At 55.2% G+C, this 16,267-nt stretch carries 15 protein-coding genes; 6 read left to right on the forward strand and 9 right to left on the reverse strand.

Annotation, left to right across the window (positions count from 1 at the left end; genetic code table 11):
* The 3 genes from sdhA to sdhC form a co-directional block, all read right to left on the reverse strand.
* On the reverse strand, window positions 1-1,425 hold a 1,425-nt coding region (gene sdhA / locus ACLL9E_RS00060; RefSeq protein ID WP_411289703.1), incomplete at its 3' end, for a succinate dehydrogenase flavoprotein subunit.
* Window positions 1,425-1,814 carry a succinate dehydrogenase, hydrophobic membrane anchor protein gene (sdhD, locus tag ACLL9E_RS00065; RefSeq protein WP_411289704.1) on the reverse strand — a complete coding sequence of 130 codons (390 nt, stop codon included), beginning with the start codon at window positions 1,812-1,814 and terminating at the stop codon, window positions 1,425-1,427. The genes sdhA and sdhD, both read right to left, overlap by 1 nt.
* Window positions 1,814-2,257 carry a succinate dehydrogenase, cytochrome b556 subunit gene (sdhC, locus tag ACLL9E_RS00070; protein ID WP_411289705.1) on the reverse strand — a complete coding sequence of 148 codons (444 nt, stop codon included), beginning with the start codon at window positions 2,255-2,257 and terminating at the stop codon, window positions 1,814-1,816. Before sdhC ends, sdhD begins: the two co-directional genes overlap by 1 nt.
* A 246-nt stretch (window positions 2,258-2,503) precedes the next feature.
* Here sdhC and ACLL9E_RS00075 point away from each other — a divergent pair, with 246 nt between their 5' ends.
* The 6 genes from ACLL9E_RS00075 to ACLL9E_RS00100 all read left to right on the forward strand — a co-directional run bounded on the left by ACLL9E_RS00075 (window position 2,504) and on the right by ACLL9E_RS00100 (window position 7,551).
* Window positions 2,504-3,844: a methyl-accepting chemotaxis protein gene (locus tag ACLL9E_RS00075; RefSeq protein WP_411289706.1), complete on the forward strand. Its 1,341-nt coding sequence runs from the start codon at window positions 2,504-2,506 to the stop codon at window positions 3,842-3,844.
* 41 nt (window positions 3,845-3,885) lie between these two features.
* The gene (locus tag ACLL9E_RS00080) at window positions 3,886-4,578 is read left to right on the forward strand and encodes an SDR family NAD(P)-dependent oxidoreductase (protein ID WP_411289707.1); all 693 of its coding nucleotides are present in this window, start codon (window positions 3,886-3,888) and stop codon (window positions 4,576-4,578) included.
* A 43-nt stretch (window positions 4,579-4,621) separates the two neighbouring features.
* Window positions 4,622-5,548, forward strand: coding sequence for a 50S ribosomal protein L11 methyltransferase (locus tag ACLL9E_RS00085; RefSeq protein ID WP_411289708.1), 927 nt, complete (start codon window positions 4,622-4,624; stop codon window positions 5,546-5,548).
* A gap of 46 nt (window positions 5,549-5,594) precedes the next feature.
* Window positions 5,595-6,179 (forward strand): sigma-70 family RNA polymerase sigma factor, encoded by a 585-nt coding sequence (locus tag ACLL9E_RS00090; RefSeq protein ID WP_411289709.1) that lies wholly within the window; start codon window positions 5,595-5,597, stop codon window positions 6,177-6,179.
* A complete protein-coding gene (locus ACLL9E_RS00095; protein ID WP_411289710.1) occupies window positions 6,176-6,862 on the forward strand; it encodes an anti-sigma factor domain-containing protein in 687 nt (228 codons plus the stop codon). The genes ACLL9E_RS00090 and ACLL9E_RS00095 overlap by 4 nt, the downstream gene beginning before the upstream one ends.
* 167 nt (window positions 6,863-7,029) lie before the next feature.
* Complete coding sequence (locus ACLL9E_RS00100) at window positions 7,030-7,551, forward strand: fasciclin domain-containing protein (protein ID WP_411289716.1); 522 nt, start codon at window positions 7,030-7,032, stop codon at window positions 7,549-7,551.
* Window positions 7,552-7,585: 34 nt separating this feature from the next.
* Here ACLL9E_RS00100 and phhA read toward each other — a convergent pair whose 3' ends face one another.
* The 6 genes from phhA to pnp form a co-directional block, all read right to left on the reverse strand.
* A complete protein-coding gene (phhA, locus tag ACLL9E_RS00105) occupies window positions 7,586-8,455 on the reverse strand; it encodes a phenylalanine 4-monooxygenase (protein WP_411289711.1) in 870 nt (289 codons plus the stop codon).
* 52 nt (window positions 8,456-8,507) lie between these two features.
* The gene (ligA, locus tag ACLL9E_RS00110; protein WP_411289717.1) at window positions 8,508-10,523 is read right to left on the reverse strand and encodes an NAD-dependent DNA ligase LigA; all 2,016 of its coding nucleotides are present in this window, start codon (window positions 10,521-10,523) and stop codon (window positions 8,508-8,510) included.
* 29 nt (window positions 10,524-10,552) lie between these two features.
* Window positions 10,553-11,116 carry a hypothetical protein gene (locus ACLL9E_RS00115; protein ID WP_411289712.1) on the reverse strand — a complete coding sequence of 188 codons (564 nt, stop codon included), beginning with the start codon at window positions 11,114-11,116 and terminating at the stop codon, window positions 10,553-10,555.
* Window positions 11,113-12,768 carry a DNA repair protein RecN gene (gene recN, locus ACLL9E_RS00120; protein WP_411289713.1) on the reverse strand — a complete coding sequence of 552 codons (1,656 nt, stop codon included), beginning with the start codon at window positions 12,766-12,768 and terminating at the stop codon, window positions 11,113-11,115. Before recN ends, ACLL9E_RS00115 begins: the two co-directional genes overlap by 4 nt.
* A 4-nt stretch (window positions 12,769-12,772) precedes the next feature.
* Window positions 12,773-13,567, reverse strand: a complete 795-nt coding sequence (locus tag ACLL9E_RS00125) for an outer membrane protein assembly factor BamD (protein WP_411289714.1) — start codon at window positions 13,565-13,567, stop codon at window positions 12,773-12,775.
* A gap of 278 nt (window positions 13,568-13,845) precedes the next feature.
* A complete protein-coding gene (gene pnp, locus ACLL9E_RS00130) occupies window positions 13,846-16,182 on the reverse strand; it encodes a polyribonucleotide nucleotidyltransferase (RefSeq protein WP_411289715.1) in 2,337 nt (778 codons plus the stop codon).
* Window positions 16,183-16,267 lie beyond the last annotated feature (85 nt).

Genomic DNA, 16,267 nt, shown 5'->3' on the forward strand with positions numbered 1-16,267 from the left:
GGCCGCATGCTTCTGCATCGTGCGCTGCATTTGCAGACGGATTTGAGCCGTTGGCGTGCCGCCCTTGGCATTGCGGAACTTGTCGAGACGCGCAAGCGACAGATCGGCGGCATCGGCGGGCAAAGCCTTATGCGGTGCACCGGGCGTCAGGGATGATTTGAGGTGAAGGCCAGTGGCGCGTCCAAAGACGACAAGGTCAATGAGCGAGTTGGAGCCCAGACGGTTTGCGCCATGCACCGAAACGCACGCAGCCTCGCCCACGGAATATAGCCCTGGAACAATCACTTCAGGATCATCACCAACCTTGGTCACGACCTGCCCATGATAATTGCAGGGAATGCCGCCCATATTATAGTGGACCGTGGGCGTTACCGGCAATGGCTGCCGTGTGAGGTCAACGCCTGCGAAAATCTTGCCGCTTTCGGTGATGCCTGGCAGACGTTGGGCCAATACCGCGGGATCGATATGATCGAGGTGCAGGTAGATATGATCCTTATGCGGACCAACACCGCGGCCTTCACGCATTTCAAGCGCCATCGAGCGGCTAACGACGTCGCGCGATGCAAGGTCCTTGGCCGATGGCGCATAACGCTCCATGAAGCGCTCACCTTCGCTGTTGGTCAGGTAACCGCCCTCGCCGCGCGCACCTTCGGTAATCAGCACGCCCGCACCGTAAATGCCGGTCGGGTGGAATTGGACAAATTCCATATCCTGGAGCGGCAAGCCAGCACGAAGTACCATGCCGCCGCCGTCGCCGGTGCAGGTATGCGCCGAAGTTGCTGAGAAGTAGGCGCGGCCATATCCGCCCGTCGCAAGCACGACAGCGTGGCTTTTGAAACGATGAATGCTGCCATCTTCCATACACATGGCGATAACGCCGCGGCATTCACCGTTTTCCATGATCAGGTCGAGCGCGAAATACTCGATGAAGAAATCCGCATCATATTTCAGGCTCTGCTGATACAATGCATGCAGCATGGCGTGGCCGGTTCGGTCGGCCGCCGCCGCAGTGCGCTGCACTGGAGGACCAGCGCCCATATTCTGCATATGACCGCCAAATGGCCGCTGGTAAATCGTACCGTCGGCATTGCGCGAGAACGGCACGCCAGCATGTTCAAGCTCGTACACCGCTGCAGGGGCCTCACGGACCATATATTCAATGGCGTCCTGGTCGCCGAGCCAATCGGAGCCCTTGACCGTGTCGTACATGTGCCACGTCCAGTGATCCGGAGAGTTATTGCCCAATGAAGCGGCAATCCCGCCTTGTGCGGCCACAGTGTGCGAGCGGGTTGGAAATACTTTTGTAATGCAAGCCGTTTTCAGACCAGCTTCGGCGCTGCCCATGGTGGCGCGCAGACCAGACCCGCCAGCGCCGACGACGACGGTGTCATATGTATGGTCAATGATCTTATAGGCGTCAGACATCAGGCGGGAGCTCCGGTAAATGCAAGTTTTGCGACAACGAAAATGCCGAACACCGCGCTGGCGATAACGTAGAAATTCAATAGCGCCATGGTGGCAAACTTTAACCCGTCGTCATGCACATAGTCTTCGATCAAAATCTGAAGCCCAAGGCGGACATGGGTAAATATATTTACGATCATCAAGATCATGGGGACTGCGACTAACGGTTGCGCAAGCCATTGCGACAACGCCGCATGTTCAAAGCTGGGGATCATCAACAATGAAACGACAAACCAGGTCGTCAGCAACAAATTGCCGATCGCCGTTAAACGTTGCTTCAACCAATGCTCGCCGCCATGTTTGGCCGAACCCAAACCACGAACACGGCCGATATAAGTTCTGCTGTCCATCAATAAGCTCCAAGAAAGCGTGATGCCATGAACAGGACAACGAATGCACTTGCAAAAAAGGCTACGACAAATGCAACAGTTGCCCATTTGCGGTTGGCTTTCAGTTCGTAACCCGCTCCAATATCGAGGACCAAGTGGCGAATGCCGGATGCCATGTGCTGAAAAAAGCTGAAGATGACAGCCAATGCCACAAGGCGGAAAAACCAGTTGCTAACGCTTTCAAAAGTGGTGCCCTCTGCACCTGCGGAGACGACATATTTTTCAAAACTGGCGTAGCTTTCTGCGCCACCACCAATGGCCGACAGCCACCAAAGTAACGTCATCATTCCAACCGTTGCCATGATGAACCCCGTCGCGCGGTGGAATATCGAAATAGCCATCTGCGGCGACCAGCGATATACCTGCAGATGCGGCGCTACCGGGCGGTTGGGGTTTTTCGTCATGCGTTCAGCGTCCTTTATATACGACCATAGTCGACGTTGGCTCGCTCTTTAATCGATTAGAGCGGTGGCGCAAGACCCGCGCAGTGCGAAACGCGCAATCTGCTAACAGATTTGTTCAATGAGCATTTTCGGAAAATCAGACTTCTTTCCTTTGCTCGTCCGTCACTGATAACCAGCTATTAACCACTTAACCTTTATTCCACGGCCCGGCACCTATTAATCCACTACCGTCGAACAGGAACAAAAATGGCTGAAAAACGGGATATTGAACATTCCAACGTACAGGCGATCGTTGACGTGTTTAATCAGGATAAAAGCCTGGCCGCCCGCTGCCGCAAAATCGGTGATTTGTTAAAAGACCGTTTTTACGAGCTCGCCACCTTTTATTGGGACTATTGGATTGCCATGGGCAAGTTCCCCGAACTGGAAAATACGAGCAATATTGAAGCCACACGAACCAAGACCGCCGCGTTTATCGGTCGTCGCCTGCGAGAAGTTGATGGTACGGAATGGTCAAAATATTTAACGCGCCAGGTGATGGACTCGTGCCAGCGCGGCATTCCAATGGAACATGTTTACGCGGCATCGGCCCGCACAAATGCCAGGACTTTGGAGTTACTCGGCGAAGTGTATGGCGTTGGGCAACCCGATTACCAGGAACTTGCCACCGCAATCCTGACGACAACCGGGTTGGAACTTTCGATCATGGCCATGTGCTATACCACCTTCCATGCCGAACAGAATGCAAGCCGGCGCCGCGAACAATCCGCACAATTTGAATCCGATATTGGTACTGCGGCCCATGAAGTTGCCGACAGGACAGCTGTATTGCGCCAACAAGCGGCAAGCAGTTCACAAATGGCCAATGGTATGTTGTCGAAAGCATCCGAAGTCGCAGCAGCATCAGAACAGTCCGCAATCGCCATGCGCGAAGCTGCGCAAACCGCAGCAGGTCTTATTCGCGCCATTGAGGATGCGCGGACCGAGGTTGAAACCGCGGCTGACGTCGCAAACCGGGCTGCGGCTGTTGCAACCAAAGGCGCTGTAGCAACCGATACGCTGTCGGAACAATCGCATTCGATTGAGTCTATTCTTGGCCTCATTCGCGATATTGCAGGACAAACAAACCTCCTTGCGCTGAATGCCACAATCGAAGCCGCGCGCGCCGGTGACGCGGGCCGGGGATTTGCGGTGGTTGCGCAAGAGGTCAAAAGCCTTGCTAACCAGACTGCCCAAGCCACAGATGAAATTGCGCAGAAGATTTCCGCCATTCAAAGCGCAACGAAAGCCTCGGTGGAATCCAACGCGTCGATCCGCGAAACAGTCGACGAAGTGAAGATGTCGGCAGAGCGTATACGCCGCGCAATGGAGGACCAGGCCCAAACCGTGACGATGATTACCGCATCAGTCGACGAGACCGCACTTGCCGCTGATCTCATGTCGAACACAATATCTGCCATTCGTTCCGACACCGAAAATGTCGTATCTGAAATTACCTTGCTTGAAGACGGATTTAGCGAAGTGAATGACAAGATCACATCGCTTCAGGCGAACGCTAAGCGCTTTGTAGGCAATTTGGTGAGATAACTTTTGTTGAAATTTTATCGGCGCTGTGAAAAGCATCGCCGATGAAAACACATATTCTAATCACAGGCGCATCGCGCGGCATTGGAGCCGCTATCGCCGCTAGCTTTGATCCTGAAACAACGACGTTGTTTGCAACCTCAAGTAAGGATGGCGATCTCAACGATCCATCTACGCCTGCGCGCTTATGGGCACTTGCTCTTAATGCCCTGGACGGCCGTATTGACGTCCTCATCAACAACGCTGGCGTATTTGAGGAAAATCCCATTAAGCGGGCGGATGCAGAGTGGTTGGCAAGCTGGGATCGCAGCATGCAGATCAACCTGACAGCAAGCGCTGACCTGTGTCGTCGCGCTGTCCTGCATTGGCAAGGCAACGGTGCGTCGGGACGCATCGTCAACATCGCAAGCCGCGCGGCACATCGCGGCGACAGCCCGGCCCATTGGCACTATGCCGCATCAAAAGCAGGCATGGTCGCGATGACCAAAACAATCGCAAGAGCTTATGCAAAAGAAGGCATCTACGCGTTTGCAATTTGTCCGGGCTTTACAATGACCGGCATGGCAGAAGACTATCTTAGCAGCCGTGGCGGCGACAAGTTGCTGGCTGATATCCCACTTGGAAAAGTGGCTGATCCCGAAGAAGTGGCTGTGATGGCAAAATTCTGTGCTTTAGAAGCGCCTCCCTCGATGACTGGCGCTGTTCTTGATGTAAACGGCGCAAGCTATGTCAGGTGACTGGAAGGTCCGGTTTTCCTGCACGCGAGCAGAAGCCGAGGCTATGCATGATGATGATGAATGGCTGGCTTTGCTCGACCCGATGCCGACAATTGTGGCTGAAGAAGTCGAAGCGTTCAACGACGACAAGTGGCAGCTTGAGGCATATTTCAGCGAAGAGCCGAACGGAAAAATCATCGGCGCGATCCAAAGCCGCATAAGCAGCATCGCCAACTCAAAGCCAAGAATCGAAAAACTTGATGAAAATGATTGGGTGGTACTCAGCCAACAGGGCCTAAAGCCGGTCCATGCTGGACGCTTTTATGTGCATACTGCGTCCAACACAGACACAATCCCCAAAGGCACGACACCATTTTTAATTGAAGCAAGCCGCGCCTTTGGCACCGGCGGTCATGAAACGACCAGCGGCTGTCTCTCAATGCTCGACGGCATGAAGCGTGCAGGCAAGCGATTTGACCTTATCGCCGACATTGGGACCGGCACAGGCCTTCTCGCTTTTGCAGCGCACAGCCTGTGGCCGAAAGCTTATTTGACCGCGTCCGACATCGATCCTGTCAGTATTGATGTCACGATGGAAAACGCAATCCTCAACAACGTGCCGTGCGGTATGATGCAGGGGCAAGTTGCGACATGTGTTGCTACCGGCACCGCACATCCGCTTATAATGATGCGCGCGCCTTATGACCTCGTTATTGCCAATATCCTTGCAGGCCCGCTCGTCGAACTGGCTCCATCTTTTGCAAATGTTGTTCGGGATGGGGGTTCGCTTATATTGGCAGGGTTGCTGAAAACACAGGCTCGGGGGGTCCTGCGTGCCTATCATCGTTGCGGCTTTCGCTTGCAGCGACGTGTCGATTGCGGCGATTGGCCTTGTTTGTGGCTGATTAAACGCACGACCTTTGGGTGGAAACGCACGATACGGTCAACCGGCGGTACCAGCCAACCTCCAGGTGATTTCGGAACATGGTAGAAAAGCAGGATTGCGTAGCCATTCAGCCTAAGCCATATCGGACGAAATGAATATTGATCCTGGCACAATAGATTTGGATTCGGCGCGGCGCGCGAAGCTTGCCGAAGCACTCGTTAAGGCGGGTCGCGGTGATCGCAACGCGTTCGCTACAGTTTATGCCGCCACCTCTGCGAAGCTTTTTGGGGTGTGCCTGCGTATCTTCCCCGACAGGAACGAAGCGGAAGACGTGTTGCAAGACGCATATCTCACTATTTGGAACAAGGCTGCGAGCTTTGAAAGCGGTCGGGCAAGCCCGATTAGCTGGCTAGTGGCTGTGACGCGCAACCGTGCGATCGACCGGCTACGCGCGAAGAAGAAGGCTGGCACGACATCGATCGAAGAGGCCGCAGAAATTGCCGACGCCACCCCCCTGGCGGATGTGCAATTAATAGAAGAGGCGGACGACCGTATCCTGCATGACTGTATTTCGTCATTGGACAAGCGTGATGCCCTCTTCATTCGAAGTGCCTTTATCGGTGGATCAACTTACGCTGATCTCGCTAAGCATGAAGGGCAGCCCCTTGGTACCGTTAAAAGCAGAATTAGACGGGCGCTGATGAAGCTGCGCGGCTGCATGGAGGGAGCAGCATGACTGTCATGACTGAAGAAGATTTCGCACTGGCCGGAGAATATGTTCTCGGACTGTTAGATGCAGGACAAAATGCAATCGTTATCGCACGAATCGCAACCGATAGTGACTTCGCCGCTGAGGTAGAGACGTGGCGCCTTCGGCTAAACCCATTGCTTGGGCCCGAACATGCGCCGCCTGAGGAATTGTGGTCAAAGATTGAGAAGGCTCTGCCCGCCGACACTTTGCAGGATGTCGGGACAAACAAGCTGACGTTCTGGCGCGCACTGACGGGCATTTCGATGACCTCAGCGATTTTGATGGGTATCCTGTTATTACAAAAGCCAGTGCCCAGTCCGACGACAGTGGCACCAGCGCCTATGATCGCAGCGCTTGGTAGCGAAAATAGCAACGCAGCGATTACGGCACGATACGACAGAGCTCAAGGCACAATGCTATTAACGCCAGTCGCGCTTGACACCGGCGCGCTCTATCCGGAGCTTTGGGTTGTACCAGCAGACGGCAAGGCCAGATCGCTGGGAATGATCAAGGGCGACAAGCCCACTGAAATGATTGTCAGCCCGGATATGCGCCAGTTCATGAATGAAGGTGCCGTGCTGGCGATTACGCCCGAGCCAGCACAAGGCGCGCCGGACGGAATTGCGACAGGCCCCATCCTTGCAAGCGGGAAAATCACCATTTTGTGATTTATTTTCAGCGTCGATGCATCTGGACAGCCAGAGCATCCGTATCTCGTTTCAGCACGCCACCGGTTGGCCGTGCCTAGAAACAGGAAAGCTTAATCATGAAACGCACCAATCGTTTAATCGTCGCCATCGCATTGGCATCGTCAACCCTTGCTGGCACAGCAGCGATGGCAGATGGTCACAAAATGGCACCTGACCATAACAAAATGTCCAACCCAAGTGTGGGCGGTGCTGCAATGGCACCAAATAAGACCATTGTAGCAAATGCCTCTGCTGCACCAAATCTGACGACACTGGTTGCTGCAGTTAAGGCTGCCGGCCTTGTGGATACACTCGCCAGCCCCGGACCGTTCACCGTGTTCGCGCCAACCAACACTGCGTTTGAAAAGTTGCCAGAGGGTACCGTTGGTGCGCTGGTAAAGCCAGAAAACAAGGCAACGCTGACCAAGGTTCTGACCTATCACGTTGTTGCTGGAAAGTTAACTTCGACTGATATCGTTGCGGCAATCAAGGCCGGCGGCGGCAAGGCAACCCTGACCACCGTAGCCGGCGAAAAGCTGAGCGCTCGCTTGTCGGGTAACAGCGTCGTAATTACCGACGGCAAGGGCGGCCAATCCGCCGTAACGACCGTTGACGTCATGCAGTCAAATGGCGTTGTGCACGTAATCGATTCCGTGTTGCTGCCATAATGGCGGCAGGGTAGCCGGTTGCTTTCCCCCCCGTTTAGCGACCGGCGCCCTTTGCATATTCTTGTGTACCGCGTGTAACCACAACGTCGTCGGCCAAGACTTCTCCGGCGGGTATGTCGGTTAATGAATCCAGTCGCGCATAAAGTGGCGCGAAGTCCGTTTCCACCGTGACTTGAAGCAACTGCTCAATGTTGGAAACGACAAAGTAGTTCTGCTGAAAATCATCGATGCGATATTGCGTCCGCATGACGCGAAGCAAATCGAACATGATCCTATTGGGGCTGGGATCGTCCAGGGCAAAGATGCTTTCGGCATAGCTGGAGACAATGCCTGCACCATAGATGCGTAATCCATCGGCTTGTTGGATGAGCCCAAATTCGACCGTATACCAATAGAGACGCGCGAGATGGTCGAGCGCTCCAAAGCCAAGCGACCGCAGCCCGCCTTTTCCGTAAGCGACCATATAGTCGGCAAAGACCGGGTCAGCCAGCATCGGAACGTGCCCGAACACATCGTGAAAGACGTCTGGCTCTTGCAAATAATCCAACTGCTCGGGCGCGCGGATGAAGTTACCCGCAGGGAAGCGCCGATTGGCAAGATGGTCGAAAAAAACTTCGTCGGGCACAAGTCCGGGGACGGCCACAATCTGCCAACCTGTGGCCGACGTCAGGCGTGCGTTCAATTCACGATAATCGGGAATGCCGGGGCGTGTTAGTTTTAGGACATCGATTCCGCGCATGAACGCGTCGGCGGCGCGTCCGGGAAGCATGGCCGTTTGGCGCGCAAACAACTGGTCCCACATAGCATGCTCGTCGGCACTAAAAGCTTCCCAATTTTGCGGGACTGTCCAGTCGGCGTTTGCCCCGGCGGGCGGGGTGTCATAAACGTGGCTGCTTTTATCCATGTGAACTGGTTACACTTGAAACTGAATTGCGGCAACAGCGTCGCTGGCAACTTTAAGTACTATCGACGATGGCCGCCCATCCCGCTTCGTCGATAACCTGAACGCCCAAGGCCGTCGCCTGTTTCAGTTTTGACCCTGCGCCCGGGCCGGCCACGACGAGATCTGTTTTGGTACTCACTGAACCAGCAGCCTTGGCCCCTAGCGCCTCTGCTTGCGCTTTGGCTTCGTCGCGGCTCATGGTTTCTAGTTTCCCGGTGAAAACAATCGTTTTACCGGTCCATGCACTTTCACGGATGTTCGAGACATAGGCTGGCGGATCAACCTCCTGCAATAAGTCGTTCCAAACGGACATATTATGCGGCTCGTGGAAAAAATCCCCCAGCGCTTCCGCCACCGCGCCACCGACTCCGTCGATTGCGGTGACGTCGGCTATCGCAGCCTGTTCGGCTTGCGCCAGACGCATGCCAACTCTGCCAATTTCCGAAACTGTCCCGAATGCCTTGAAAAGGTCACGCGCAGTGACCGCGCCGATATGCCGGATACCTAGGCCAAAGAGCAACTTCGCGCCATCGGGCGAACGCTTGGCTTCAATTGCTGCCAACAGGTTATCCACAGACTTTTCCTGCCACCCGTCGCGTTCCAAAATCACATCCCTGCGACTGCGTAGCCGGAAAATGTCGGCAGGGCTCTCGAGCCAGCCCAGATCGAAAAATTCCTGAATGGTTTTTTCGCCCAGCCCTTCGATGTCCAGCGCACCGCGGCTGACAAAATGGATGAGCCGCTGCACCCGCTGTGCCGGACAGATTAAACCACCCGTACACCGCACATCGACTTCGCCCACTTCCGCGACTGCTTCGGAACCGCATTGTGGGCAATAAGAGGGAAAATGGTACGCCGGACGATCTGTCTCGCGCGTCAGGTTGTCGACAATCTGGGGAATGACGTCCCCTGCCCTTTGAATGACAATTCTGTCACCGGGGCGCACGCCCAGTCGCTCGATTTCGTCACGATTATGCAATGTCACATTGGACACGACGACGCCGCCTACAGTGACTGGTGTAAGCCGCCCTACAGGCGTCAACTTGCCGGTACGACCCACTTGGATATCAATGAGCTCTAGGGTTGTTTCAGCGCGCTCTGCAGGGAATTTATGCGCTATGGCCCAGCGGGGCGATTTGGCGACAAAGCCAAGACGTTCCTGCCAATCGAGCCGGTCCACTTTATAGACCACCCCGTCAATGTCATATGGCAAATCCGCGCGCATGCGCTCAATATCGGCATAATGCGCAAGAGCCGCTTCAGCATGGTCGAAACGCAATAGCAGCGGCGACACGGGCACGCCCCAAGATGCAATGGCCGCCATCACACTGTTTTGGGTTTCCCCCGGCAGCGCGCTCACCTCACCCCAACCATGGACAAGAAATCGTAAGGGACGCGACGCAGTGACCTTTGCATCCTTTTGCCTTAGCGAACCCGCAGCGGCATTTCGCGGGTTCGCAAACAGCTTTCCGCCTTTGGCCTTTTGCGCCTCATTGATGGCTGCAAAGTCCGACTTTGCCATGTAGACTTCGCCGCGTATTTCGAAAATGTCGGGGACGTCACCATTCAGCTTTTGGGGAATGTCCGCTATGTAAGCGACGTTAGCTGTTACATCCTCCCCAACACTGCCGTCTCCCCGGGTGGCAGCCTGTGTCAGAACGCCCTTCTCGTATCGCAACGATAATGACAGACCATCGATCTTGTCTTCGGCAGTCAGCGCGACATCAATGTCGACGTCAAGGTTTAGAAAGCGGCGAACTTTGCTGATGAAATCGTGAACGTCCTGCGTTGCAAATGCATTATCGAGGCTCATCATCCGTTTGGCGTGAGTGATCTTTTTTAGACCCGACCCGTCGACCACCGCGCCAACCAACTTATTTGGACTGTCAGCGCGGACCAAGTGCGGAAATGCAACCTCAAGCTCATTATTACGACGCACCAAAGCATCATATTCGGCGTCGGAAATCTCGGGCGCGTCTTCGGTGTGGTAGCGCTTATTGTGGTGCGCAATCTGTTTCGCCAACCGCATGAGTTCATTGGCAGAGTCGGCCTCTGATGTCACTCCCCGGCTCCGGTGACCCGATTGGCCACATCGAACGACACCCGGAACAACCGCCCAGGGCGCGCCAGCTCGTAGGTCAACGTGCGCTGGGGCTCGACTTCAAACGCCCAGACATTGCTGTTCGAAACCGCGCGGCCTTCCTTGATGAACATCATTTTGGAGTAGGCATCGGCCGGAAACTCCTGCCGGGTCGCTGTGCCGGGCTGCAAAGTGTCACCGCCATATTGCGAAACAGGGTCTTCGGTCCCGTCCTTTAACATATGCCGGTGTTTGAGACGCAGGCCGTCGTCGGTTCGTGTGATAATCCAAGTACGCGAGCGGTCTTCGCCCACGTCAAACGCGATTTGTACCTCATGCGCAGTGCAGGTGCGAACATGCGCTCGGATTTTTGCGGTGGCAAAGCTTGCGTCGCTGTCATCACCAGCAGCCAGCTTACCGTCGAAGTTTTTGCCGCAAAGCGTCGATAATTTTTGGAAGAACTGGTCGACTGGCGGCATCTCGGTGCGGGGCGTCGCACAGCCGCTGACCAACAAAGCCATCAACACAACGACCTGTTTCATAATGTCTCCAACAGCCGCACTGCCTGTGCGCGGGCTTCGTCTGTTACCTCAGCACCTGACAACATGCGCGCGATTTCCTGACGTCGGGCTTCGGCATCGAGCAGGGTCACGCCAGTCCTTGTGACAGTCCCTTGGCTTGATTTAGCGATGAAATAATGCGCCTTACCTTTTGCCGCTACTTGCGGGCTGTGGGTAACGGCCAGCAATTGTGTTCGCATTGCCAGGCGAGCAAGGCGTTCGCCAATCGCCGCGGCCACCGCACCGCCAACGCCTCTGTCGATTTCGTCGAAAATAATCGTTGTCGCCCCGCCCTCTTCGGCCAAGGCAACCTTAAGCGCTAAAATGAACCGCGATAATTCTCCGCCGGATGCAATCTTTGTCAAAGGAGCAAAGGGCGCGCCGGGGTTGGTTGAAATAAGAAACTCGACACGGTCCATGCCCCATGAAGTCCAACGGTCCTCGGGAAGCTGTTCAACTGACGTTTGAAATTGTGCTGCATCGAGCTTCAATGGCGCAAGCTCATTTTTCACAGCAGCATCAAGTTTCGTCGCGGCAGACATCCTTGTTGCGGACAATGCTTTCGCAGACTGGACGTAAGCGCCGTGCTTTGCCGCAACCTCTGCCTCAAGCCGGGCAAGCCCCTCGCCGCCTGCTTCGATTGACTGCAACTGGGCTGTGAGGCGTTCTTGCAACGCCAATATGCCATCAGGGGCGATATTGTGCTTGCGCGCCAGTGCACGCAACTCAAACAGCCGCTCTTCGATTTCGTCAAGCCGTGCCGGCTCATATTCAATGGCGCGGGCAGCAGCGTTCAATTTGTCTTCCGCTTCGCTTGCCTCAATTACTGCGCGATCAAGCGACGTTAGCGCCTCGGCCAATAACGGGTGCGCATCGGCAAGCCGATCAAGCTTACGCGCTGCACTTCGGATCAGCGAAAGCCCGCTTTTTGGTCCGTCAAAGCTCTCAAGGACTGTTTTTAAATCCTCGGCGATGCGCTCACCTTTTTGCATGTCGGAACGTTCGCCGGCGAGCTGTTCCTCTTCGCCTTCGGCTGGATGAAACGCAGCAAGTTCGGCAACTGCATGCTCGAGCCATTCGCGGTCACGCGCGGCGTTCTCCAGCGCCTCGCGCGCTACATCGAGCCGCGATTTGGCGTCCTGCCATGCGGCAAAATTTACCGAAACGGTTGCCGTATCGCATCGACCGAATGCATCCAACAAGCCGCGATGGCCCCGCGGGTTCAGCATTCCACGGTCATCATGCTGGCCATGGATTTCGACCAGTGCCGCCCCGACGTCTCGCAAGAGCGCTGCCGAACATGGTTGGTCGTTGATAAATGCCTTGCTGCCGCCATCCGCCTTCACCGAGCGGCGGATGATCAACGGTTCGTTCATTTCAATATCAATGTCGTTGCTGGCGAGCAGCGTTGCGACATGTGCCGGTGCGTCAAAGCTTGCGGTCACTTGCGCTTTTTCAGCGCCCGACCTGACCAGACCGCTGTCGGCACGCGCACCCAGTGCGAGCCCAAGTGCATCAAGCAATATCGACTTTCCGGCCCCGGTTTCACCGGTCAGCACCCCAAGACCGCTTGCAAACTCTAGGTCCAGTGCCTCGATCAGCACAACATCGCGGATCGAAAGCCCCGTTAGCATGGCATTACGCGGCGGGCGCGTTCTTCTGCATCAGTTCATATGCACGGGCGTACCATTCACTGCCTGGATAATTCGCTCCAAGCACGGCTGCCGCCTTCTTTGCCTCATCGGGCACGCCCATGGCCAGATAGCTTTCGGTCAAACGGTACAAAGCTTCTGGTGCGTGGGTGGTGGTGTCAAATTTCTCAACCACTTCGCGAAAACGCAATGATGAGGCCAACCACAAAGCACGGCGCTGATAGAAGCGACCGATTTCCATTTCCTTGCCTGCAAGGTGATCGCGGACGAGATCGATTTTAAGAGTCGCATCGGACGCATATCGTGAAGTTGGATATCTACGCTGCACTTCACCGAGGGCAGCAAGAGCTTGCTCCGATATCTTCTGGTCGCGTGTCACATCGCTGATCTGTTCGTAATAGGACAAGGCGATCAGATAATATGCGTAAGACGCGTCTTTATTACCCGGGTGAATTGACAGGAAGCGGCGCGACGACTGGATCGATTCATTATATTTTTGCGCCATATAATAGCTAAACGCGCTCATGAGCTGTGCACGACGCGCCCAAGGCGAATATGGATGCTGACGCTCGACTTCGTCAAACAAGGCGGCTGCCACTTCATATTGCTTGTTATCAAGCTTGTCCTTCGCCGCCGCGTAGAGCGTATTGACGTCACGCGCGACATAGCGGGTGTTGCTTCCCGGCTTTGCCCCGCCGCCGCCTAAACCAAGGGCAGCACAACCGGAAAGCATGGAAGAAACGGCCAAAACCGCCACAGGCACGAGGATTTTTTTGTTCATGGACGTTCCCTAGATAATCTTGTCGGCCTCGCCAAGCGTTTTGCTTGCGGCCCACCGATAAAGGCAGGCAGTGCGTGGCTGAGAATGCCTGTATCGGCGATGAACTATCGGCCAATTGCATGAAAAAAGGGGCTGCCGAAGCAACCCCTTTCCTCTCCATCCTTTTGCAGGATATTCTGTTACGCCCAACCCGTGACCCTGAACTTGTTTCAGGGTCTTCATTAAGATGCCGAAACAAGTTCAGCATGACCACTCAGACGCACTTTTATCGCGTAAGCTTAGTCTTTCAGGAAAGCTGGCACATGGTCGGGATCACCCCCGCCCTTGTTTTCGCCTTCAGAGCGCTCTTGGCGTGGGCCGCGGTCGCCACGGCCTTCGCCACGACCTCCATCGCGTCCACCGCCATCACGACGGGGTCCGCGGTCGCCACGGCCTTCGCCGCGTCCGCCACCGCCGCCTTCACGACGGGGACCACGATCGCTACGCTCGGTCTTCTCGCGGGGCGGGCGGGTGTCTTCAAGCTCTTCACCAGTTTCCTGGTCCACTACGCGCATCGACAGGCGAACCTTGCCGCGCGGATCGATTTCGAGGACCTTGACCTTAACGTCCATGCCTTCGCTGACGACGTCAGTGACCTTCTCAACGCGCTCGTTCCGCATTTCGCTGACGTGGACGAGACCGTCCTTGCCGCCCATGAAGTTTACGAATGCACCGAAATCAACAAGATTGACGACCTTGCCATCATAGACCTTGCCGACTTCAGCTTCTTCGACGATGCCCGAAATCCACTTGCGTGCCGCTTCGATTTGCGAAATGTCGGATGACGAAATCTTGATAAGACCTTCGTCATCGATGTCGACCTTGGCGCCTGTTGTTGCAACGATTTCGCGGATGACCTTGCCGCCAGTGCCAATGATGTCGCGGATCTTCGCTTTGTCGATCTGCATCGTTTCGATACGTGGGGCGTGTGCCGACAATTCGCCACGTGCCTCACCCAACGCCTTGGCCATTTCGCCAAGGATATGCGCGCGGCCTTCGTTGGCTTGGTTCAGCGCAGCTTCAAAGATTTCGCGGGTAATACCGGCAATCTTGATATCCATCTGCATCGTGGTGATGCCTTCAGACGTACCAGCTACCTTGAAATCCATATCGCCGAGATGATCTTCGTCACCAAGAATATCGGAGAGAATTGCATAATCCTTACCTTCAAGGATGAGACCCATCGCAATTCCCGACACCGGCCGCTTGATTGGAACGCCAGCGTCCATCATTGCAAGGCTTCCGCCACAAACCGATGCCATCGACGAAGAGCCGTTGGACTCGGTGATGTCACTGGTGATACGAATGGTGTACGGGAATTCTTCCTTGGTCGGCAGAACGGCGTGCAGTGCGCGCCATGCGAGCTTGCCATGGCCGATGTCACGGCGGCTAGGTGCACCAAAGCGACCAACTTCACCGACGCTGTAAGGCGGGAAGTTATAATGCAGCATGAAGTTTTCATAATGCAGACCGCCCAGACCGTCGATCATCTGTTCCGCATCCTTGGTACCCAAGGTGCAGGTTGCGATGGTCTGGGTTTCACCACGGGTAAACAAAGCCGAACCATGTGAACGTGGCAAGAAATGTGTCTCTGCCAAGATCGGACGAATTTGCGATGTCGTGCGTCCGTCAATGCGCGTGCCGTCCTTGAGGATTGCACCGCGAACGATTTCAGCTTCAAGCTTCTTCATCAGCTTGCCAGCAGCCATTTGGTCCTGCGGGCTTGCGTCGGTGAAAGCTTCCTTCGCCGCAGCGCGCGCCGCGTTCAAAGCGTTTGAACGGGCTGACTTGTCGGTCAGCTTGTAAGCTGCGGCAATGTCCTTGCCGATTAACTTCTTGAGCTTGTCCTTGGCTGCCGAAAGATCAGCCTGCTCTGCCATTGCCCAAGGCTCTTTCGCGGCTTGCTCGGCAAGCTTTACGATTGCCTTCACGACTTCCTTACAGGCGTCATGTGCGAACAGAACTGCACCCAGCATGATTTCTTCCGAAAGCTCATTGGCTTCGGATTCTACCATCATCACAGCGTCATAAGTCGCGGCAACGACGAGGTCGAGATCGCCTTCAGCAACCTGCTCATCAGTCGGGTTCAGGATATATTCGCCATTCACATAACCCACGCGCGCAGCGCCGATTGGGCCCATGAAGGGAACGCCGGAAATTGTCATTGCAGCAGAGGCAGCAACAAGTGCGAGAATATCTGGTTCGTTCTGGCCATCATAGCTGAGAACCTGCGCGATACAGTTGATTTCGTTATAGAAGCCTTCTGGAAACAACGGGCGAAGTGGACGGTCGATCAGACGCGAAACCAGCGTTTCCTTTTCGGTCGCGCCACGTTCGCGCTTGAAAAAACCACCTGGAATGCGGCCTGCTGCGGAATATTTTTCTTGATAGTGAACGGTCAGCGGGAAGAAATCCTGCCCATCTTTCACTGACTTTGCGGCAGTAACCGCACAAAGCACAACAGTTTCGCCAAGCGAAGCCATAACAGCGCCGTCAGCTTGACGGGCAACCTTGCCCGTTTCGAGTGTCAGGGTTTGTCCGCCCAACTCGATTGATACAGTTTTCGTATTAAACATAGATTTTCCTTTGACCCGCATGCCCAATGCGATGCGGGGCCTCTTGAGTTGCGGACATACCGATCCGCTGCGGATGGGGCATTTT

This window comes from Sphingorhabdus sp., from assembly GCF_046596595.1.
In the GTDB taxonomy this organism is placed as follows: Bacteria; Pseudomonadota; Alphaproteobacteria; order Sphingomonadales; family Sphingomonadaceae; genus Sphingorhabdus_B.